21 protein-coding genes are annotated in these 20,684 nt (G+C 65.3%); 12 read left to right on the forward strand and 9 right to left on the reverse strand.

The window, feature by feature from the left end:
• Positions 1-137 precede the first annotated feature (137 nt).
• Complete coding sequence (locus tag KAQ61_RS13780; protein WP_042417951.1) at positions 138-620, reverse strand: Lrp/AsnC family transcriptional regulator; 483 nt, start codon at positions 618-620, stop codon at positions 138-140.
• 217 nt (positions 621-837) lie between these two features.
• On the opposite strand from KAQ61_RS13780, the gene KAQ61_RS13785 reads away from it, so the two are divergent.
• Both KAQ61_RS13785 and KAQ61_RS13790 read left to right on the forward strand, forming a co-directional pair.
• Positions 838-2,559, forward strand: coding sequence for an AMP-binding protein (locus tag KAQ61_RS13785; protein ID WP_210929539.1), 1,722 nt, complete (start codon positions 838-840; stop codon positions 2,557-2,559).
• Between the two features lie 2 nt (positions 2,560-2,561).
• On the forward strand, positions 2,562-3,506 hold the full coding sequence (locus tag KAQ61_RS13790; RefSeq protein ID WP_210929540.1) for an MBL fold metallo-hydrolase: 945 nt from the start codon (positions 2,562-2,564) through the stop codon (positions 3,504-3,506).
• Positions 3,507-3,549: 43 nt separating this feature from the next.
• On the opposite strand, the gene KAQ61_RS13795 is transcribed toward KAQ61_RS13790, so the two are convergent.
• Positions 3,550-5,535, reverse strand: coding sequence for a lytic transglycosylase domain-containing protein (locus tag KAQ61_RS13795; RefSeq protein WP_210929541.1), 1,986 nt, complete (start codon positions 5,533-5,535; stop codon positions 3,550-3,552).
• 14 nt (positions 5,536-5,549) lie between these two features.
• Here KAQ61_RS13795 and KAQ61_RS13800 point away from each other — a divergent pair, with 14 nt between their 5' ends.
• Both KAQ61_RS13800 and KAQ61_RS13805 read left to right on the forward strand, forming a co-directional pair.
• The gene (locus KAQ61_RS13800; protein ID WP_210929542.1) at positions 5,550-6,122 is read left to right on the forward strand and encodes a 5-formyltetrahydrofolate cyclo-ligase; all 573 of its coding nucleotides are present in this window, start codon (positions 5,550-5,552) and stop codon (positions 6,120-6,122) included.
• 74 nt (positions 6,123-6,196) lie between these two features.
• Positions 6,197-6,406 (forward strand): hypothetical protein, encoded by a 210-nt coding sequence (locus KAQ61_RS13805; protein ID WP_231907219.1) that lies wholly within the window; start codon positions 6,197-6,199, stop codon positions 6,404-6,406.
• Between the two features lie 303 nt (positions 6,407-6,709).
• Here KAQ61_RS13805 and queC read toward each other — a convergent pair whose 3' ends face one another.
• On the reverse strand, positions 6,710-7,414 hold the full coding sequence (queC, locus tag KAQ61_RS13810; protein WP_210929543.1) for a 7-cyano-7-deazaguanine synthase QueC: 705 nt from the start codon (positions 7,412-7,414) through the stop codon (positions 6,710-6,712).
• Between the two features lie 64 nt (positions 7,415-7,478).
• Here queC and KAQ61_RS13815 point away from each other — a divergent pair, with 64 nt between their 5' ends.
• The gene (locus KAQ61_RS13815) at positions 7,479-8,162 is read left to right on the forward strand and encodes a glutathione S-transferase family protein (RefSeq protein ID WP_210929544.1); all 684 of its coding nucleotides are present in this window, start codon (positions 7,479-7,481) and stop codon (positions 8,160-8,162) included.
• Positions 8,163-8,203: 41 nt separating this feature from the next.
• Here the strand turns inward: KAQ61_RS13815 and KAQ61_RS13820 are convergent, their stop codons facing one another.
• Positions 8,204-8,659, reverse strand: coding sequence for a hypothetical protein (locus KAQ61_RS13820; RefSeq protein ID WP_210929545.1), 456 nt, complete (start codon positions 8,657-8,659; stop codon positions 8,204-8,206).
• 116 nt (positions 8,660-8,775) lie between these two features.
• On the opposite strand from KAQ61_RS13820, the gene KAQ61_RS13825 reads away from it, so the two are divergent.
• From KAQ61_RS13825 to KAQ61_RS13850, 6 genes are all read left to right on the forward strand, one after another.
• On the forward strand, positions 8,776-10,008 hold the full coding sequence (locus KAQ61_RS13825; protein WP_210929546.1) for a multifunctional CCA addition/repair protein: 1,233 nt from the start codon (positions 8,776-8,778) through the stop codon (positions 10,006-10,008).
• Between the two features lie 131 nt (positions 10,009-10,139).
• Positions 10,140-11,660, forward strand: a complete 1,521-nt coding sequence (gene exaC, locus KAQ61_RS13830) for an acetaldehyde dehydrogenase ExaC (protein WP_043383123.1) — start codon at positions 10,140-10,142, stop codon at positions 11,658-11,660.
• A 305-nt stretch (positions 11,661-11,965) separates the two neighbouring features.
• Complete coding sequence (locus KAQ61_RS13835) at positions 11,966-12,331, forward strand: DUF779 domain-containing protein (RefSeq protein WP_183302830.1); 366 nt, start codon at positions 11,966-11,968, stop codon at positions 12,329-12,331.
• Positions 12,332-12,350: 19 nt separating this feature from the next.
• Positions 12,351-12,710 carry a hypothetical protein gene (locus KAQ61_RS13840; RefSeq protein WP_210929547.1) on the forward strand — a complete coding sequence of 120 codons (360 nt, stop codon included), beginning with the start codon at positions 12,351-12,353 and terminating at the stop codon, positions 12,708-12,710.
• Between the two features lie 115 nt (positions 12,711-12,825).
• A complete protein-coding gene (locus KAQ61_RS13845; RefSeq protein WP_210929548.1) occupies positions 12,826-13,968 on the forward strand; it encodes an aminotransferase class V-fold PLP-dependent enzyme in 1,143 nt (380 codons plus the stop codon).
• A 40-nt stretch (positions 13,969-14,008) separates the two neighbouring features.
• Positions 14,009-14,458, forward strand: coding sequence for a DUF4124 domain-containing protein (locus tag KAQ61_RS13850; RefSeq protein ID WP_210929549.1), 450 nt, complete (start codon positions 14,009-14,011; stop codon positions 14,456-14,458).
• A 7-nt stretch (positions 14,459-14,465) separates the two neighbouring features.
• On the opposite strand, the gene trxC is transcribed toward KAQ61_RS13850, so the two are convergent.
• The 3 genes from trxC to KAQ61_RS13865 all read right to left on the reverse strand — a co-directional run bounded on the left by trxC (position 14,466) and on the right by KAQ61_RS13865 (position 16,289).
• Complete coding sequence (trxC, locus tag KAQ61_RS13855) at positions 14,466-14,909, reverse strand: thioredoxin TrxC (protein ID WP_210929550.1); 444 nt, start codon at positions 14,907-14,909, stop codon at positions 14,466-14,468.
• A gap of 141 nt (positions 14,910-15,050) precedes the next feature.
• On the reverse strand, positions 15,051-15,257 hold the full coding sequence (locus KAQ61_RS13860) for a DUF2905 family protein (RefSeq protein ID WP_042417995.1): 207 nt from the start codon (positions 15,255-15,257) through the stop codon (positions 15,051-15,053).
• Positions 15,258-15,278: 21 nt separating this feature from the next.
• Positions 15,279-16,289: a class I SAM-dependent methyltransferase gene (locus KAQ61_RS13865; protein ID WP_244983091.1), complete on the reverse strand. Its 1,011-nt coding sequence runs from the start codon at positions 16,287-16,289 to the stop codon at positions 15,279-15,281.
• A 241-nt stretch (positions 16,290-16,530) separates the two neighbouring features.
• Between KAQ61_RS13865 and KAQ61_RS13870 the strand changes: the two genes are divergently transcribed.
• Positions 16,531-16,905, forward strand: a complete 375-nt coding sequence (locus KAQ61_RS13870; protein WP_210929552.1) for a dihydroneopterin aldolase — start codon at positions 16,531-16,533, stop codon at positions 16,903-16,905.
• A 37-nt stretch (positions 16,906-16,942) separates the two neighbouring features.
• On the opposite strand, the gene KAQ61_RS13875 is transcribed toward KAQ61_RS13870, so the two are convergent.
• Both KAQ61_RS13875 and KAQ61_RS13880 read right to left on the reverse strand, forming a co-directional pair.
• Positions 16,943-17,110, reverse strand: a complete 168-nt coding sequence (locus KAQ61_RS13875; protein WP_210929553.1) for a hypothetical protein — start codon at positions 17,108-17,110, stop codon at positions 16,943-16,945.
• Between the two features lie 219 nt (positions 17,111-17,329).
• Entirely contained in the window at positions 17,330-20,650 is a 3,321-nt protein-coding gene (locus tag KAQ61_RS13880; protein WP_210929554.1) for a pilus assembly protein, read from the reverse strand.
• Positions 20,651-20,684: the final 34 nt, after the last annotated feature.

Consider the following 20,684-nt stretch of genomic DNA (forward strand, 5'->3'; position numbering starts at 1 on the left):
CGGTCGGTGCTGTGGTGGCGAGTTGTAGCGCTACTCGCAAAAAACGTAGCTGCCAGCGCTTGTTCAATCTTTGATTCAGTCAGGTATACATCTGAATCGCTGATGCAGCCAGCGCTCAGCGCTCTGCTTTTAGAAGCTCAGACCGGCACCGACGTGGTCGCCTTGACGCGGTCCAGCACAAAGCTGGTCTTGCAGTCGGCCACGCTGGGGTGCTTGAGCAGGGTTTCCATGATGAAGCGGCTGTAGTGCTGCATGTCCGACACCACCACGCGCAGCAGGTAATCCATGTCCCCGGTCAGCGAGGCGCATTCCACCACCTCGGGCCAGTTCTGCACGCTCTGCTTGAAGGCATCCATGGGGTTGCGCTTGTGAATTTCGGTGCTCTTTTCCAGGCGCACATTCAGATAGGCCGTCAGCCCCAGGCCCACCTTTTCCGGCGGCACCAGGGCCACGTAGCGCTCGATCACCCCCGCCTCTTCCAGACGCTTGACCCGGCGCAGCACGGCGCTGGGCGACAGGCCGACTTGCTCGCCGATCACGTCATAGGTCTCACGGCCGTTTTCCTGCAGACGACGCAGGATGGAACGGTCCAGCTTATCGAGGGTGTGTTCTGTGCTCATGTCGGAAGATTTTATGCACCCCACCACGGAGGCAGGCGGGTTGTGCCACGATATTTGCGAAAACCGCACGTTGCACGCATTTTTCTTGAGCGTCCAGGCCTACCCACCCCCTGGTTTGCCCGCGTTCCTAGGAAAAGCCCCATCCCGGGGCGTCAGCCGCCCCTCCAACAATGGGCTCTGCATATTGATTGTGGTTTTCAGACAGAAAGGCGCTGATATGGATCGTCCGTGGCTCAACCACTACCCCGCCGGGGTGCCCCATGCCATCGACCCCGAGGCCTACCCCTCGGTGGTGGAACTGCTGGAGGAATCCTTGCGGACCAATGCCGACCAGCCCTTCACGGTCTGCATGGACGTATGGATGCGCTACCGCGACCTGGACCAGCACTCGCGGCACCTGGGCGCCTGGCTGCAAAGCCTGCACCTGGAGCCCGACGCCCGCGTGGCCATCATGCTGCCCAATATCCCGCAGTTCGCCGTCAGCATGGCCGGCGTGCTGCGTGCCGGCTACACCTGCGTCAACGTCAACCCGCTGTACACGGCGCGCGAGCTGGAGCACCAGCTCAAAGATTCCGGCGCCACCGCCATCATCATCCTGGAAAACTTCGCGCACACGCTGGCCGACGTCCTGCCGCGCACCCCGGTCCAGCACGTGTGCATGGCCTCCATGGGCGACCTGCTGGGCTTCTGGTACGGCCACTGGATCACGTTCGCCGTGCGCCACCTGGCCAAGATGGTGCCCGCCTACGAGCTGCCCCTGAACGGCCGCAGCGTCACCCCGTTCAAGCAAGCCCTGGCGCGCGGTGCGCGCCTGCAGCTGCGCAAGCCCCACGTCAGCGGCGACAGCATCGCCTTCCTGCAGTACACCGGCGGCACCACCGGCCTGTCCAAGGGCGCCATCCTGACGCACCGCAACATCATTGCCGCCACGCTGCAGGCCGAGGCCTGGTTTGCCCCGGCCTATGCCGGGCAGAGCGACATGCGCAAGATCCACGGTATCGCTGCGCTGCCGCTGTACCACATCTTCGCGCTGACCCTGCTGCTGCTGTCGCTGCGCCAGGGCTCCAGCCTCAGCCTGATTCCCAACCCGCGCGACATCCCCAAGTTTGTCGAGGTGCTGCGCAAGCGCCCCTTCCACACCCTGCCGGCCGTGAACACCCTGTTCAACGCGCTGCTGCAGAACCCCAAGTTCCGCGCCCTGGACTTTTCGGCACTGGCCGTGTCCCAGGCCGGCGGCATGGCGGCCTCCGAAGGCACGGCCCGCGAATGGCAGAAAGTGACCGGCAAGGCCATGATTGAGGGCTGGGGCATGAGCGAGACCTGCGCCATCGGCACCAACAACCCGGTCAACGCCACCCGCTTCAGCGGCACCATTGGCCTGCCGCTGCCCGGGATTGACCTGGCCATCAAGGACGATGACGGCAACACCCTGCCGCAGGGTGAGCACGGCGAGATCTGCATCCGCGGCCCCAACGTCATGCAGGGCTACTACCGCCAGCCCGAGGAAACGACCAAGGCCTTCACCGCCGATGGCTTCATGCGCACCGGCGACATCGGCCTGATGGACGCGCAGGGCTTCTTCAAGATCATCGACCGCAAGAAGGACATGATCCTGGTCAGTGGCTTCAACGTCTTCCCGAACGAGCTGGAGAACGTCATCTCCCTGTGCCCCGGCGTGGTGGAATGCGCCGCCGTGGGCGTGCCGGATGAACACTCCGGCGAGGCCATCAAGGTGTTTGTCATCAAGAACGACCCCACGCTGACCGAGGAGCGCCTGCTGCGCTACTGCCACGACAACCTCACGGGTTACAAGCGGCCCAAGTACATCGAGTTCCGCGACGAGCTGCCCAAGACCAACGTCGGCAAGATCTTGCGCCGCGAGCTGCGCCCCACGGTAGCGCCCGCGCCGGCCGCCCGACCCGAGACCACCGCCCACTAGCCATGCCCCAGGACTCGACCACGCCGGGCCTGTGGCCCGGCATGTTTTTTTTCGAACGCGGCTGGCTCTCGGCCAACAACATCCTGTTGCTGGGCCCCGACGACGCCGCCCTGGTGGACACCGGCTACTGCAGCCATGCGGAGCAGACGGTGGACCTGGTGGTCAGCACCCTGGACACTCGGCCGCTCACCCACGTCCTGAACACCCACCTGCACAGCGACCACTGCGGCGGCAATGCCGCCCTGCAGGCGCGCTGGCCGGACGTGCAGACCTGGATTGCACCGGGGCAGGCTGCCCAGGTGCAGGACTGGGACCCCGTGGCCCTGAGCTACACCCCCACTGGCCAGTCCTGCCCCCGTTTTCGGGCCGATGGTGTGCTGCAGCCCGGCAGCACCGTCACCCTGGGCGGACGCCCCTGGCAGGTGCACGCCGCGCCCGGCCATGACCCGCACTCCATCGTGCTGTTCGAGCCCGAGCGCCGGCTGCTGATCTCTGCCGATGCGCTGTGGGAGCACGGCTTTGGTGTGGTGTTTCCGGAAATCGAAGGGGCGCAGGCGTTTGCCGAAGTGGCCGCCACACTGGACGTAATCGAGCAGTTGCAGCCCGCCCTGGTGCTGCCCGGCCACGGCCCGCTGTTCACGGACGTGGCCGCGGCCCTGGCCCGGGCGCGCCAGCGTTTGCAGGGGTTCATCGCCCAGCCCGAGCGCCATGCCCGCTACGCCGCCAAAGTGTTGCTCAAGTACAAGCTGCTGGAGTGGCAGGAGTTGCCGCTGGACCAGGTGCACGCCTGGTGCCGGCAGACGCCCTATCTGGGCCTGCTGCACGCCCGGTACTTTGACGCCCAGTCGCCCGCGCAGTGGGTCGAAACCCTGGTGCAGGAGCTGGTGGCCAGCCAGGCCGCCGCGCTGGAGGTGCGCGACGGCACCCCGCTGCTGCTCAACCGCTGAGATCGCGCAGGCCCCACGCCGTGGGGCTGGGGCCGAATGGCGCTCAGGGCAGGTCGGGGTTGTACTCGGCCGTGGTCACCTTGGGGCCCACCGTGCCCAGGCGCGCCTTCAGCGACTGGGGGCGGCCGGTGATCATGGCCGCGTAGTTGGTGGTGTTGGACAGCACCTTCTTGACGTAGTCGCGCGTTTCGGTGAACGGCACGTTCTCCGCCCAGATGGCACCCTCCAGCACCGGGCCGTTGCGCCAGTTGCGCGGGCGGCCCGGGCCGGCGTTGTAACCGGCGGCGGCCATGGCCATGGAGCCTTCGAAGTCATCCAACGCCAGCTTCAGGTAGGACGTGCCGATGGTGATGTTCACATCGCGGTCGTTGATCATCTGCGGCTGGAAGTCGGTCATGCCGATCTTGCGCGCCGTCCACTTGGCGGTCGCCGGCATCACCTGCATCAGGCCCGAGGCCCCGACGTGCGAACGCGCATCCATGATGAAGCGGCTTTCCTGGCGGATCAGCCCGTAGACGTAGGCCGGGTCCAAACCAATGCTGTTGGCCTTGGCGATCACCGCGTCGTGGAAAGGCATGGGGAAGCGCTGCTTCCAGTCGATGGCTTCGCGCGTGCGTTCGCTGGTGTTGATGCAGCGATCCCAGACCTGGGCCTTGCAGGCCAGATCGGCCGCAGCCAGCAGCTCGCGGTCATTCATGCCGCCTGGCACATGCAGGCCCACGCTGTAGTTCCACTCTCGCACGCCCTCGCTGCGCAGGCCGATGCGAATCGCATACAGCGCGCGCTGCAGGCCGGGGTTGCTGGCCGCGGCCGCCTGTTCCTGTGCCGTCAGCGGTTGTGGGGCGGGCGGCACGGTGACGGCCTGGCCCAGGTCCTCCAGCGCCAGTTTTTCGTAGAAGCCCTTCACGCTGGCAATGCTCTGCAGCAGGCGCTGGGCCTCGGCACGCTCGGCCTCGCCGCCGCGGCGGTCGTTCAGCAGGGCCCGGGCCTTCCAGTAGACCCAGGCGCTGTCGGCCTGCAGCGACGGTGGCATGGCATCGATGGTCTTGCGCACGGTGTGCCACTGGCCGGCCCGCAGGTTGGCGCGCACCATCCATTCCTGCGACTCGTCGGACATGCGCTCCGGCTTGCCGACCTTGTCGAAATAGGCCACCGCATTGCTGTCCAGGCGCCGTGCGCTGACCTTGCCGATGACGCCCCAGACCCAGTCACGCTCTTCGGCCCGCAGCTGGGCCGCCCAGCGGTTGTCCATCAGGCTGGCGGCCTGGTCGGGGTCGGTGCTGGCCATGCGGATCAGCGCCAGCACGGCCAGTTCGCGCCGGGTGTTGCCGCGCACCTTGCTGGTGCCGGCCAGGTACTTGGCCGGCGAGGCAAACACTTCGGTCAGGTGCGACAGGGCATCCGGCGCCACGATGGTGACGGCACGGCGTGTGCCAGTCTGGCGGTTTTGCTCGGCGGACAGGCGCGCGCGCTTCCACACGGCCAGATCGTCGAGCTGCTTGATGGCGTACAGCTCGCTGGCGGCATAGGTGCAGCCATCGTCGGCATCGCGCTGGGCGTGCCACAGGCGCACCACCTCCTGGGCGGCATGCTCGGGCTGGCGGCGCTCGATGGTCTGCACAGCCATGTCGTAGCAGCGCACCTCGCGGTCGTCCTGCATGCGGAAATCGGCCAACATGCGGGCAAAGTCGGACCATTGGCGGCGCTGCCCCAGCAGCAGCAGCCAGTCGTTGCGCAGACGGTCTTCCTGGTAGGTGCCGCGCCAACGCTGCAGGAAGGCATCGACCTCGGCCTGGTTCGAGGTTTCCAGGCGGGCCTTCAATTCCCAGTAGGCTGCCCAGGGCTCCAGCGGGTGTCCGGCGGTCTGGGGCAGCAGGGCCGCCAGCCGTGCCTTGTCGCCCTTGCGCGCCGCTTCCTGCATCTGCAGCAACACGTTGTCGCCCGCGGCGGTCTGGGCAGCGGCCGAGAAAACTGGAACGCTAAAAACGAGGGCCGCGCAAAGCGGTGTCAGAATCTTGTGCAATGGCATAGAGGAATTATGTGATGGACAAAGCGGCCCTTCGACGCACCTTGGTACAGCAACGCCTCACTATGGTGGATCGCCTACAGCGTGCAGACGATTTGCAACGTGTCATGCGCATCTGGCTGGTGGACCGTCCGGACACCGTGATCGGTGCCTACTGGCCGATCAAGGGCGAGTTCGACCCCCTGCCCGTGCTGCACCGCTGGAAGGAGGACGGCGAACTGCTGGACAAGCCCCAGCGCCGCCGCATCGGCCTGCCGGTGATCGACAAGGTCACCAAGACCATGCGCTTCCATGCCTGGCACCCCGGCTGTCCCATGGAGGAGGATGCCTACGGCATTCCCAAGCCCAAGGACACCGAGGTGATCACCCCCACCCTGCTGTTCGTGCCCTGCGTGGGCTACGGCCCCGGCGGTTACCGCCTGGGCTACGGCGGGGGCTTTTACGACCGCACCCTGGCCGGCCTGCGCCCTGTCCCGCACACGGTGGGGCTGGGCTTCACCCAGGGTTTCATTGAAGATTTCCTGCCGGAATCCCACGACCTGCCGCTGGATGCCATCCTGAACGACAACGGCGTGGTCTGGCCTGTTTGACTGTTGGTATGCCCGTTCGCAAGCAAAAATCCGTCCCGCAGCGCCGTCTGCAATCGCGCCCACCCCTCACCCCCATGCACCTGCCACTGACCCGCGCCGAGGTGCAGCGCCTGCAAGGCCACATGCGCCGCCACGGCCCGCACAGCCTGACGCCGCGCCAGCACGACGCCATCTGGGACTTCCTGTTCGCCCTGCCCGAAAGCCAGGCCTGGATGGCCGACATGGTGGCGCAAACCCGCGCCGCCCAGGCCGGGCTGCGTCCACGTTCAAAAAAGGAAGCGTGATGCGCACACCTGCCTTGCGATGCAGGCTTAAAACACCTGCAAACGCTTGGACAGCGTGCGCAGGCAGCTCCTGAAAATAAGCAGTTGTCTTCTTCCCCCCGATGGCACGCAGCAGGTGCCGGGCATGTCCATCGGACGCGCCATCCCTGGGCTGAGGGCTGAGGGCTGAGGGCTGAGGGCTGAGGGCTGAGGGCTGAGGGCTGAGGGCTGAGGGCTGAGGGCTGAGGGCTGAGGGCTGAGGGCTGAGGGCTGAGGGCTTGGCAGCCTGCCATTTCCCGGGCGCAGCTTCAGCCCCCTGCGCGCTCAGGCGGCCTGGGCTGCGCGCCAGCGCTGCCAGCCCTTGGCGCGCAGGTCGCAGGCCGGGCAGTGGCCGCAGCCGTGGCCCCAGGCGTGCAGCACATCGCGCGTGCCCTCGTAGCAGGTGTGCGTGTCCTGCACGATCAGCTGCACCAGGGCGTCACCGCCCAGGTCCTGGGCCATCTGCCAGGTGGCGGCCTTGTCGATCCACATCAGCGGCGTCTCGATGCGCAGGCGCCGCTCCAGCCCCAGGTTCAGCGCCAGCTGCATGGCCTTCATGGTGTCGTCGCGGCAGTCGGGGTAGCCGGAGAAATCCGTCTCGCAGACACCGGTCACGAGGACCTGCAGCCCGCGCCGGTAGGCCAGAGCCCCTGCCAGCGTCAGAAACAGCAGGTTGCGCCCAGGCACAAAGGTGTTGGGCAGGCCGTCCGCCTGCATGGCGAAGGCCACATCCTCGGTCAGGGACGAGCCGCCGATCTGCTTGAGCACGTCCAGGCTCAGCACATGGTCCTCACCCAGCTTGTGCGCCCACTGGGGAAACTGCGCGCGCAGCTGCTGCAGCACCGTCAGCCGCGCCTGCAGCTCCACGCTGTGGCGCTGGCCATAGTCAAAGCCCAGGGTTTCGACCCGGTCGTACTTCGACAGGGCGTGGGCCAGGCAGGTGGTGGAGTCCTGTCCACCCGAAAACATCACAAGCGCAGAGTTATGCATAGGCCGGAATTACAACACGCGCTACAGTGCCACGACGTCACATGGTTGTGAGAACGGCCCCCCTATGCTGCAGCTTTACATCGGCAACAAGAACTACTCTTCCTGGTCCATGCGCCCCTGGGTGGCGATGCGCCAGCTGGGCATCGCCTTCGACGAGGTCATGGTGCGCTTCGACAGCTTCGCGCCCGATTCGCAGTTCAAGCGCACGCTGCGCCCGCTGGCGCCCACGGGCACCGTGCCCGTGCTGGTGCACGACGATCTGGCCATCTGGGACACGCTGGCGATTGCCGAGTACCTGGCCGAGACCTTCCCCCAGGCTGGCATCTGGCCGGCGTCGGTGACCGACCGCGCCCGCGCCCGCAGCCTCTGCGCCGAGATGCACAGCGGCTTCACTGCCCTGCGCAGCCACTGCCCCATGAACATCGAGGCCCGGCTGCCCGAAGTTGGCGCCAAGATCTGGGCCGAGCAGGCGGCCGTGCGCGCCAATGTGGCCCGCCTGGTCGACATGTGGAGCGAACTGCTGCAATCCCACGGCGGCCCTATGCTGTTCGGCCGGTTCAGCATGGTCGACGCCTACTTCGCCCCGGTGTGCATGCGCCTGCACACCTACGGCCTGCCCGTGCCGCCCGCGATTGCCGACTATGTGCAGCGCGTGCGCGCCGTGCCGGCCGTCCAGGCCTGGATCGCGCAGGCCGAGGCCGAACACGACTTCCGCGACTTCGACGAGCCCTACCGCACCCAGCGCTGAAACGCGCCGGCGGCGCACCGGTGCCCCCTGGCGGGCCAGGCCTACTTGAACTGCTTGCGCAGCATGGGCTTGTGCCGCGCAATGTGCGCCAGCTGGGCCGGGGCCAGGGTGCCGCCCAGGTCTTCGTCCTCGGTGTTGAGCACCGCGTTGGCGTAGCGCAGGGCCCGGGCCACCACCTCGTCCTCGCTCACACCCTGCTGCGCGGCCAGCTCCAGGGCCACGCGGCGCATGGCGCGCTGCGACAGCATCCACATGGCGCCAAAGGACTCCCAGGCGGCGGCGGTCTTCTGGCTGTGCGCGTGGTCGGCCAGGATGTCCTTGAGCGGCTTGGCCAGCACCTCCTGCAGTGCTTCCATTTGTTCCTGCAGGGTTTCCAGCTGCGCTTCGCGCTCCAGCGCCGCGGCGGCGGCCTGGGCCTGGGCGTCCGGGGCCTCGGGCACGGGCACGCTGCCATCCGGGTTCAACTGGGCAATGGTGAGGGAAGAAAGCAAGGACATGGCGCACCCCAGGGCAAGAAGGGGGCGACTATACAAACAAAATCCGTCCCTCGGCGGGTGCGGTGCATCGCACGCTGCCGGGCGTCGGGGACGGCGGCGGCCCTACACTTGGCCGCATGAAGATTTACATGGTTGGCGGCGCGGTGCGCGACCGCCTGTTGCAGCGCCCGGTGCACGACACCGACTGGGTGGTCGTGGGCGCCTCCCCCGAGGACATGACGGCGCGCGGCTTCACGCCCGTGGGGCGCGATTTCCCGGTGTTCCTGCACCCCGAGACCCACGAGGAATACGCCCTGGCGCGCACCGAGCGCAAGAGCGGCATGGGCTACCGCGGCTTTGTGGTCCACACCGCCCCCGACGTGACGCTGGAAGAAGACCTGGCGCGGCGTGACCTGACCATCAATGCGATAGCAGCTCCCGCAGGCTGGACGGGCGCTGAAGACGTTTTTGACCCCTATCACGGTCAGGCCGACCTGCAGGCCAGGGTGCTGCGCCATGTGACCGAGGCCTTCCGCGAAGACCCGGTGCGCATCCTGCGCGTGGCGCGCTTTGCCGCGCGCTTCACCGACTTCCATGTGGCCCCCGAGACCCTGCAGCTGATGCGCGAGATGGTGGCCGCGGGCGAAGCCGACCACCTGGTGCCCGAGCGCGTCTGGCAGGAAATCAGCCGCGGGCTGATGGAAGCCCAGCCCTCGCGCATGTTCGAGGTGCTGCGCGCCTGCGGCGCCCTGCGCGTGCTGCTGCCCGAGCTGGACCGCCTGTGGGGCGTGCCCCAGCGCGCCGAATACCACCCCGAGGTGGACAGCGGCGTGCACGCCATGCTGGTGCTGGACATGGCCGCGCAGCTGCAATCGCCGCTGAGCGTGCGCTTTGCCTGCCTGTGCCACGATTTCGGCAAGGGCACCACACCGGCCGAGATGCTGCCGCGCCACATCGGCCACGAACAGCGCAGCGCCCGGCTGCTGCAGGGCGTGTGCGCGCGCTGGCGCGTGCCCAACGATTGCAAGGAACTGGCCGACGTGGTGGCGCGCGAGCACGGCAACATCCACCGCAGCGGGGAGTTGAACGCCGCGGCCGTGCTGCGCCTGCTGGAGCGCTGCGACGCCCTGCGCAAACCCGCACGCTTTGCCGAGGCCCTGCTGGCCTGCGAATGCGATGCCCGCGGCCGCACCGGCTTCGAGGACCGCCCCTACCCCCAGCGCCAGCGCCTGCAGACGGCGCTGGACGCGGCCCTGGCCGTGGACACCGCCCCCGTCGCCCAGGCCGCCGCCCAGCGCGGGCTGAAGGGCCCGGCGATTGGCGAGGCCGTGGCCAGCGCGCGCCAGCAGGCCGTGGCCCAGGTGCTGTAGGCGGGGACGCCGAGGCAGCGCTTCCCAGGGAAAACCGCCAAACACCCGGACAGGGACACAGAGGAACATGTGCCGGTTGGGCCCCCGTCGGCCCACACCCACCCTCGTTTCCTTTGTTCTGGAGGTTTGCCATGGCTTATGCCCTTCCCGGCCAATCCGGTGCGCTGCACCACTACCAAGACCGCTACGACAACTACATCGGCGGCCAGTGGGTGCCGCCCAGCGGTGGCGAGTATTTCGATGTGGTCACGCCGATCACCGGCCAGGTCTACACGCGCGTGGCACGCGGCACGGCGGCCGACATCGAAAAGGCCCTGGACGCGGCCCACGCCGCCGCCGATGCCTGGGGCAAGACCTCGGCCACCGAGCGCAGCAACATCCTGCTGCAGATTGCCGACCGCATCGATGCCCACCGCGAGTTGCTGGCCTATGTGGAGACCATCGACAACGGCAAGGCCATCCGCGAGACGCTGGCCGCCGACATTCCGCTGGCCGCCGACCACTTCCGCTACTTTGCCGGCGCGGTGCGCACCCAGGAAGGCGGCATCAGCCAGATCGACAACGAGACCGTGGCCTACCACTTCCACGAGCCGCTGGGCGTGGTCGGGCAGATCATCCCCTGGAACTTCCCTATCCTGATGGCGGCCTGGAAGCTGGCGCCCGCGCTGGCCGCGGGCAACTGCGTGGTGCTCAAGCCCGCCGAATCCACGCCCGTGTCCATCCTGGTGCTGATGGGCCTGGTCGGTGACCTGCTGCCGCCCGGCGTGCTGAACATCGTCAACGGCTTCGGCCGCGAGGCCGGCATGCCGCTGGCGCAAAGCAAGCGCATTGCCAAGATCGCTTTCACCGGCTCCACCAGCACCGGCCGCGTGATCGCCCAGGCGGCAGCCAACAGCCTGATCCCGGCCACGCTGGAGCTGGGTGGCAAGTCGCCCAACATCTTCTTTGCCGACGTGATGGACAAGGACGACAGCTTCCTCGACAAGGCCATCGAAGGCCTGGTGCTGTTCGCCTTCAACCAGGGCGAGGTCTGCACCTGCCCCAGCCGCGCGCTGATCCAGGAGTCGATCTACGAGAAGTTCATGGAACGCGTGCTCCAGCGCGTGGCGGCCATCAAGCACGCCGACCCGCTGGACCCCAGCAGCATGATGGGCGCCCAGGCCAGCAAGGAGCAGCTGACCAAGATCCTGTCCTACCTGGACCTGGGCCGGCAGGAAGGCGCCGAGGTGCTGATCGGCGGCGCCCAGGCCCAGCTGGGCGGCGCCCTGTCCGGCGGCTACTACGTGCAGCCCACCATCTTCAAGGGCCACAACAAGATGCGCATCTTCCAGGAGGAGATCTTCGGCCCCGTGCTGGCCGTGACCACCTTCAAGACTGAGGAAGAAGCCCTGGCGCTGGCGAATGACACGCTCTATGGCCTGGGCGCCGGCGTCTGGAGCCGCAACGGCAACGTGGCCTACCGCATGGGCCGCGCCATCAAGGCCGGGCGCGTGTGGACCAACTGCTACCACCACTACCCCGCGCACGCGGCGTTCGGGGGCTACAAGGAGTCGGGCATCGGGCGTGAGAACCACAAGCAGATGCTGGACCACTACCAGCAGACCAAGAACCTGCTGGTGTCCTACTCCGAGCACAAGCTGGGCTTCTTCTAAGAGCAGCTCACATGACCCTCGGTACATCGAGGTTCCGCCTTGCCGTACCGGGCGTACTGTCTGCGGCTTCATGTCTCGTCTCGACCCTGGGTCGTGTGAGCCACTCTCAACCGGACCTGGAACGCGCACCATGCCACCGCCCCTTGGCCGCCACACCGCCATGGCCCTAGGGCCCACGGTGGGCCGGCGGCACGCTCCACCCGGTGGAGGCAGGTACTGCAGGCGCTGCAGGATTTGAATGAAATCGCCTGACCGCTCTTATCCAGCCTTCGCATAGCGCTATCTTTTTTTACCAGGAGCACCCCATGGTCGATCGCGTCATTGCAACGCCCGCCACGCTGGAGCTGATCGACGTGCTGCGCACCAAGTACGGCCCCCGGCTGTTCTTTCACCAATCCGGGGGCTGCTGCGACAACAGCGCTGCCAACTGCTACATCGAGGGCGAGCTGACCATCGGCCCCGGCGATGTAAAGCTGGGCGAGATCGGCGGCCTGCCGTTCTACATGAGCGCCTCGCAGTTCGAGTACTGGCAACACACCCAGCTCATCATCGACGTGATCGACGGCCATGGCGGCGGCACCCTGTCGCTGGAAGGTCCCGAGGGCAAGGCCTTCCTGACCCGCTCGCGCGTGTTCACCGATGCCGAGCTGGCCCAGCTGCGGGCGGTTTGACATCACCGTGCAGCCTGCCATGCCCATCCCACGCCAAAGGCACAGCGTCGGCCACGCGATGGCCTGGGCCGTCTGGGCCCTGGCCACGCCCGCCGCCATGGCCCAGCCCCTGGTGGCGCACGGCGCCCCGCCAGGGGGTGCACTGGCCCTGCGGGTGAGCGCCGGCACCGCCCAGATGCAGGGCCTGTCGCCCGAAAACCTGTTGATTGCCTTGCGCCGGCGCCAGCTGCCCCATGCGGCCCAGCTGGAATGTTCAGCCCTGGACACCCAGCTGCCCGTGCTGGCGCGCAAGCTGCACCGTGCGGCGCCCGCCGACAAGGCCGCCGCCCAGGCCGCGCTGGAACAGGCCCAGGCGCGTTTTCGCGCACTGCGCTGCTAACCCTTTGCCGATGCACGAAGGGTCTGGCCGCCTGTGGGCACGGCCCCGGCCCCTGGCGCGCCGCCGGGTCGCCGGGTCGCGCTAGCATGGGCCTCTGCCCCCTCTGTTCCCCACCATGCACTACTTCAACCAAGCCGCCGGCGGACTGATGCCGGACCGCGTGCTGCAGGCCGTCACCGACTACATGCAGCGCGAGCAGGCCCTGGGCTCCTACGTGGCCGCCCAGCAGGCCCAGCCCCAGCTGCAGCAGCTCTATGCCCAGCTTGCGGCGCTGCTGCACTGCCAGCCGGCCGATATCGCGCTGACCACCGGCAACACCCACGGCTGGTGTGCCGTGGTCGGCGCCCTGCCGCTGCAGGCCGGGGACCGCGTGCTGGTCACGCCGGGCGAATGGGGTGGCAACTACGCGATGCTGCTGCAGCTGCAGGCCCGCACCGGCTGCGTGGTGGAGACCATGCCCTGCACGGCGGACGGCCACATCGACCTGGAGGCGCTGGAGGCCGGGCTGGACGCACGCGTCCAGCTCATCGCGCTGACCTGGGTGCCGGCCAACGGCAGCACGGTGTATGACGCCCAGGCCCTGGGCCAGCTGTGCGCCCGCCATGGCATCCCCTACATCATCGATGCGGCCCAGGCCCTGGGCCACATCCCCGTCGATGTGCAGGCCCTGCAGTGCGATGTGCTTACGGCCCCGGGCCGCAAATGGCTGTGTGGCCCGCGCGGCACCGGGCTGGTGTACCTGAAACCGGGCTTTGCCGCCCGGCTGCAGCCCATGACGGTGGACCATGTGTCCTGCCCCATCACCCCCACCGGCCCGGTGCTGCGCCAGGATGCGCGGATGCTGGAGCAGTCCGAATCCTCCGTCGCCCTCAAGCTGGGCCTGCTGGCAGCGCTGGACACGGCCCAGGCCGAGGGTTGGGCGCAGCGCTTTGCCGCCATCGCCGAGCGCGCCCGGCAACTGCGCAGCGCCCTGGCGGACGTGCCGGGCCTGCGCCTGCACAGCCTGGCTGCCGCCCCCGCCGACTGCGGCATCGTGCCGTTCACACTGCAGGGCCACACCCCTGCCCAGGTGCAGCAGGCACTGCTGCAGTGCCACATTCAGGTGGCCGCCAGCGGCATGGGCTTCACCCCGCTGGACATGCAGGCCCGCGACTTGAGCGCCGTGGTGCGCGCCTCGGTCAGCGCCCACACCACCGATGCCGACATCCAGGCGCTGGTGCAGGCCTTGCAAGCGCTGTCTGCAGCACCCGCCCGCTGAGCGGCTGCGTCAGCTGGAGGCAGCCCCTACCATCCGGTGCATGCGTTCAACACCTCTCGCCATGGCGGCGCTGTGGGGCCTGGTCGCCTGCCACGTACAGGCGCAGCAGGTCTACCGCTGTGACATCCACGGCAAAACCAGCTATTCCCACGAACCCTGTCTCGGTGCCCAGGTGATCGACACCACACCGACGCAAGGACTCAACCGCTCCACCGGCAAAGTACAACGCCACCCCGATGTGCAACGCGAGATCACCCATCGCCAAATTGCCGAAGCCCTACGTCCGATCACCGGCAAGTCACCGGAAGCACTGGCCGTCGACCGACGCAGAATGCGACTCAGCGCCACCGACAAGCTGCACTGCGAATGGCTGGACCTGCGCTTACCCAGCCTGGAAGCCCAGGTTGCGCAGGCCCGCGCCGACCAAAAAGGCCAGGCCGAGCTAGCGCTCTACCAAGCCCGCATCCCGTTGCGAGACCTGCGCTGCTGAGCGGCGCTCAGCCCACCACCGAGCGCACCCAGCGCACGATCTCGCCGGCAGGCAAGGCACCGGAGATGCGGGCCTTTTCCACGCCGTTCTGGAACACGATCATGGTGGGAATGCTGCGCACGTTGTAGGGTGCGGCCACCTGGGAGTGGGCCTCGGTGTCCAGCTTGACCAGCCGCACCTGGGGCGACAGCTGCTGGGCGGCCTGGGCAAAGGCCGGCGCCATCATGCGGCAGGGACCGCACCAGGGCGCCCAGAAGTCCACCACCACCGGGATGTGGCTGCGTCCCACGTGCTTGGCAAAACTGTCGGCGTCCAGCGCCACGGGCTCCCCCGTGAACAGCTGCTGGTGACAGCTGCCGCAGTCGGGGGCATGGCCCAGGTGCTGGGCCGCCACGCGGTTGGTCTTGTGGCAGTGGGGACAGACGATGTGCAGGGCTTCGGGCGTGGTCATGGCGGCTCCAGGAACTCTCAAAGCCTGCACATGGTGGTGGGCCCGCCTTTTGCAAGTCGGTCAGGCACGTCCCTCGGCCGGGCGGTGCTTGAACAAAAAGCGGCTTTTCGCTGACGCAGCCTGCGCCAGCAGCTCACTTTTTCAGAACAACCAGGCCAGCAATTTGATGGTGCTGAACAGCAGCACCGTCACCAGCACGGCACTGGCGCAGGGCAGGAAAACCTCGCGCCCGAGCAGGCGGAAGGTGAAGTCCCCGGGCAGGCGGCCCAAGCCGACCTTGCGGATCACCCCGGTGGCGCTGTTGAGCAGCACCAGCAGGACAAAGATCAGCAGCATCCAGCGAATCATGTGCAGCGTCCGGTGCGGGGCTCAGAGCCGGTGGGTGCGATCACCCTGGACAAAGCCCAGGGCGTTCCAGGGCTCGACGCCCTTGCACAGGCCGATGACCTTGAACAGCTCGCCCATCTCATGCTCCATCATCAATTTGAGCGCGGGCACGCGCTGGATCTGCGTCAGCTGCTCCAGTTTTTGCTGCAACCCGCAGTTGATGAGGAAATGCGCCTGGGTGGTGTAGCCCAGCACTTCCAGGCCGGCCTCCTGCGCCGCCACGGCGGTGCCGGTGAAGTTGACGTGGGCCGTGATGTCCTTGAGGCCGATCTTGTCCAGCGGATCGCTGTCCACCTGGTGCTGGTAGTGGCAGACCGTGGTGCCCATGTGGCGCTGCGGGTGGTAGTACTCCGACTCGCCAAAACCATAGTCGATGAAGAAGGCGGCACCGCGCTCCAGGCGCTCGCCCAGGGTGCGGATGAAGGCCTCGCCCTGGGCGTGGATTTCGGTCTCGTAATCGTGCTCGCCCTCCACCTCCAGCGGGGGGCGCAGGTCGGTGGGGCGGTCGGCCCAGACCAGGGCCTCGCCTTGCAGTGCCACGCCGCGCTCGTGCCACACGCCGCCGACACGGGCCAGCAACTGCACGGGCATGGCATCCAGCACCTCGTTGCCGATCACCACGCCCTGCATCCGCGCAGGCAGGGCATCGGCCCAGACCACCGTCGGCGCATGGGCCGCCAGGCGCGCCTGCTGGCGCGCACGCAGCGTGCCGGACAGGTCGACGATGGTGTAGCGCTCGATGGCCACGCCCAGGCGCTGCAGTTCATCCAGCGCCTGCAGAGCCAGGGCGCCCGTGCCGGCACCGAACTCCCACACCTCGCGCGTGCCGGTGGCGGCCAGGGCCTCGGCCACCTGCGCGGCCAGCAGTTGGCCAAACACGGGGGACAGCTCGGGGGCGGTCACGAAATCGCTGCCGGAATCGGGCATGGCCCCGAACTTGGCGGTGTCGTTGGCGTAATAGCCCAGCCCCGGGGTGTACAGGGCCAGGGCCATGAAACGGTCAAAGCCCAGCCAGCCACCGGCCTCGGCAATCGCCTGATCGATGTGCGAACGCAAGGCGCTCATTAAAATTGCGGGTTCTGTCATCACCCCTGCATTGTCGTCGCAGTCGAAAGCCCGGGCGCACAAGCTGCATGCGACACCAGTCCAGGGCGACGATGGACACCCCCGTCCCCTCGATTCACCACCACGCTGTCCGCGGCTGCACGCCAGCCGGGGCGGCACCTGCTGCACCATGTCCTCTGCTGCCACCGGCCAACGCACGATCTTCCTCACCGGGCTGCGCCTGAACGCGCACCTGGGCATCCTGGACCACGAGCGCACGGCCGCCCAGCCGATCCGGGTGGATGCCGAACTGAACCTGGGAACGCAGCCCCTGCTGCCGGCGCGGGATGACATTGCCGAGGTGCTGGACTACCGGCTGGCGCGCGAGGCCATCATCGCCACCTGCACGGCGGGCCACACCGACCTGCTGGAGCGCCTGACCGGCCTGCTGGCGCAGAACCTGCTGACCTTGCCCGGCGTGCGCGGCGTGCGCGTGACGGTGGCCAAGCTGGCAATCTTCGACGACTGCGAAGTGGCCATCCGCCTGGAAGCCGGGCAGTGGTGAGGCCAGGGCCTGCCCCCGGCAGGCCCTCAGCGCGCCTTCAGCGGGCCGATTCCTCGAACCAGTAGCGGCGCTTGCGCGGCACGTTGATGGTGGAGGGGGTGTTGCTGGTCTCGATGCCCGAGCCTTTGGCGTTCGGTGCACCGATCAGGAATTCCTTCTTTTTGTCCACTTTGTAACCATTGCTGTCCGTGTACGAGATGCTCACAAACCCTGACTGCCCCTAGACTAGAGTGCCGGTCAATGCACTGTGTCGGCAAGGCGGCTTCAGCGACGCCCCGTTTTACAAGTAGCGACCCAAGTAGGGAGCATCCAGGACACAGACGCAAAGCGCCTGCACGAACTCGAGTCCAAGAACGCTACGCTCAAACGGATGCTGGCTGAAGACACCTCGACATAAACAAGCTCAAGGATGTCCTAGCATGGTTCAGTTATCGATCCGACGATAGCGATAGTTGGGATGCCGATCCGGCTTGACCTTGGGGGTAATCTTACTCGGTGTGATAGGGGTAGCTCCGGGACCACCGATAAGAAAAGGAACCTTCTTGCCATCGACCTCGACCAGCCCCCCTACGGGCGATGGAGGGATGCCTTCGGTCAAGAATGGCGTTGTGAGGGATTTATCCCCAGGCGCAGTACCTGTTTGGAAATCTACCTGATAGGCATAGCCTGTTCCGAGATTGCGGCACATATTTGCAGCTATGCTCTTGGCACGGTAAGTATTGAAGTAGGTCACACCTGCCAGAGTGACGGGCGTGGTCACAACCTGCTCGTAAGGCGTGGTGGTCGACGACAGGTTCAAAAACCACCCCTTGTAGCTAGCCATGACCGTGGGGTCCAGAGAGCTTGCACCGGTCACATCCTTGAAGCCGGTGAGGCTGGGTGCAGTCGCACCTAGGCCGTAACCAATACCAACGTTAATGCTGTTTTGATCCACCACGGTGACATCATCACGTATGCCATAGAAACGGTTCAAAACTTGGGCTGCATTCGAGTTAGCGCTGGGTTTTTCACGGTCGCCAGTGCCTACCAGTACGGTGATTTGTGTTCCCAAAACCACAAGACTGGGCGCGTACATAAACTTGCGTCGCTCTGTCAGGCTTTCCCCCCATTGGCTCACTGTTGCAATCTTCACCACCTTCCAGTCATTCACACTGGCATAGCCCACAAAGGTTGCAGGATTACTGGTGTTGATGCGCCAGACATTGCCGCGCGTATCCACGGCATAGAACACGTCCACATATCCATCGCCGTTGATGTCCGCAGACGCGATGTCGGCCACGAAGCGCCCAGCACTGTCGTCCAGCCCATTCGTGGTGCCAATGAAGCGAAAATTGCTGCTCTTTCCACTTTCGGCATCTGCCACCACTATGCCCTTGCCTTTGGCGATGGTGGCGCACGCAGTGCCTGGGTCTTCACTGTCTTCACATGCGTCGTACCCTGCCCCAAATATCACAAGCGGTTGGGCATAGCCTTTGACGCGAATAATGGTCGGCGTAGACCAACTTTGTCCCATGCGGACGTCATCGGCATCGCTGAAGCGCCACATGAAGCTAGGCTGCGATGTGCTGGAAGGTTTGTTGGTGACATTGAAAGCGTATACCGAGGAGCCTCCACGCCGCATCGTGGGATAAATCCAGAGCTTGCTCACACCCGTGCTGCTGCGCTCCTGGTACCCACCAATCGATCCATCAAAGAAGTAGCTCTTAGGCGCTGGGGGAGGCGACAGTGTGGGAGAGACATTAGGATAGCTTACCAGCGGGCTGTTGGTGCGCACGCGATCCAGCTTGTTCCAATGCTCCGGTGCAATGAAGGCCCACAGCTCATTGCCATCGGTGCCTCCCTGATTACCATTGACGGCGCGCAAGGTGCCATCATCTGCTCCATAGAAGACCACCACATCATTGCTACTGCTGGTGCCGTAGTTGACGGCCAGAGGGCGAGAGTGAATCACCGCTCCGTGCACAGTTGGACGGGTCACCGAACTCCCCAATCCATAGTCAGTATAAGTAATAGTGCCAGAAGAAGCCTGGATGGAACCGTCACCAGTGTTCTGCCCTCTAGCCCAGTTGACTGCAGTGGCTGGAGGGGTGCCATCCGTAGTGCTGATGGTGACATTCGTGGAGCTAAATTCAGTCAAAGGGTTGCTGCACCCTGTAGCAGCGCAGGTTTTAAGATTGCGCGTGCTATATCCAAGGGCTCTAAGCCGCTGGGCAGCCCCCCCACGCTCCACCAAAGGCCCATCGGGACTATCAGACCAAGGCTTGCCACTGGTGGTGCAGCCCGAGTCTTGGTTAAAGCCGGTAATAGTTTGCCAATAGCTATTGCTATCAGTAGTCCAAAAGCTACGCGCACAGGGCATCAGAAAACCAGTGTTTTGTGAATCCACCGCTTGCTTGCCATCGGCATCCACCAAACTCAGGGAGTTATCGCTCAGCGCAAATTTGTATTGCTTGAGGTTACCCATCCAGCGCTGCTGGGCATTCGCATCCGGACGGAAAACGCCCATGAATACTTGGTTGAGGAAAGTGCCCTGGGCATTCACGCTCACAGGCAGCGAGGCCGAGGCAAACACACTGTCCACCGAAGCAATCTGGGTCAGGATGTCGGTAAATGCCTGAATTAAGCCGTACAGGTCACCGCCGACCGAAAAATAGCCACCTGGGCCGGATTGGTCGGCCATGGATTTCAGCAAAGCGCTTTGTTTTGTTTCTTGTTTGCTGTTGTAAACGTCAACAGTAAACATCTTGACGTTTTGCTGCCCATCTATGGGACTGACATCTGTTTTGTAGAGAAACCTAGCCCACTCGTCTGCAAACCGGACATCGCTTTTATCGCTATTGGGCAGGGGCACAGGATAAATCTGAGGACCGACGGTATCTTTCAGACGCGTATTTAGGTTTAGGTTCTTGGGTGGTGAACCGTTTTGATCGGTTTCGTACTCCTGATTGGGCCATGTGTTTCCGATCAAGATGATGTAATTGTTGCCACAGACATTTGCATCGCTCAGCGGGCTTTTGTAAGTGGTTTTGGAAGCATCCGTAAAGGCCAACGGATCTTCCAGCGAACTGGGATTTGAATAGCGTACAGGGCCAAATCCCGTTGCTCCGGTGGGACCGCCTGCGGTTGCCGTTGCTGCGCCTGCGGGATTGGTCCAGCCGCCAAAATATTTGAAAGCTTCAAACAGCGCATCGCCGTAAGCGGCAGATGACGAAACCTTAAAGTCGTTCGCGGTGACCTTCGAGTCAATGGTGTCAAGATCGCCGACAAATGTTGCGCAATAACTAGAATCCAGCGGTGCAATCCGGCGGCGGATGAGTCCGCCGACGATGCTATTGGAGTCAATAGCGCCCTGACTATTGAACATCATGAGACCAGCGTTGATGCTGAGCTTTGCTCCCGTTGCGCATACCAGTTGATTGAGCACGAGTTTGAGTGCGCGTAGTTGCACTTGCCCCTGGACTAGACTGGTGGAATCGCCAAAGATTTGCGTCACGTACCCGAGGCAGGTAGTTTGCTTGGTCTCATCTGTGATGGCTTTGCACTTGGCGGTGACACCCGCCTTGCTCCAGGCTTGATTGTTGGCTGCCCAATTAGACGTGTTGTCTAGAAAGAACAGAACATTGGGTTTGCCACCGCTGCTATCCACACCGGCATAAATATCAATGTCCTCGCTTCGGGCCAGGCCAGGCAGTAGCAGGCACAGAGACAGCGCTGCCGACGCCGCATTCAGAAGAATATTTCTCATGGGAATCTCCAAAAATTCAATGGCCCTGCGTGAT

The organism is Comamonas aquatica (genome assembly GCF_018064205.1).
Taxonomy (GTDB): domain Bacteria; phylum Pseudomonadota; class Gammaproteobacteria; order Burkholderiales; family Burkholderiaceae_C; genus Comamonas; species Comamonas aquatica.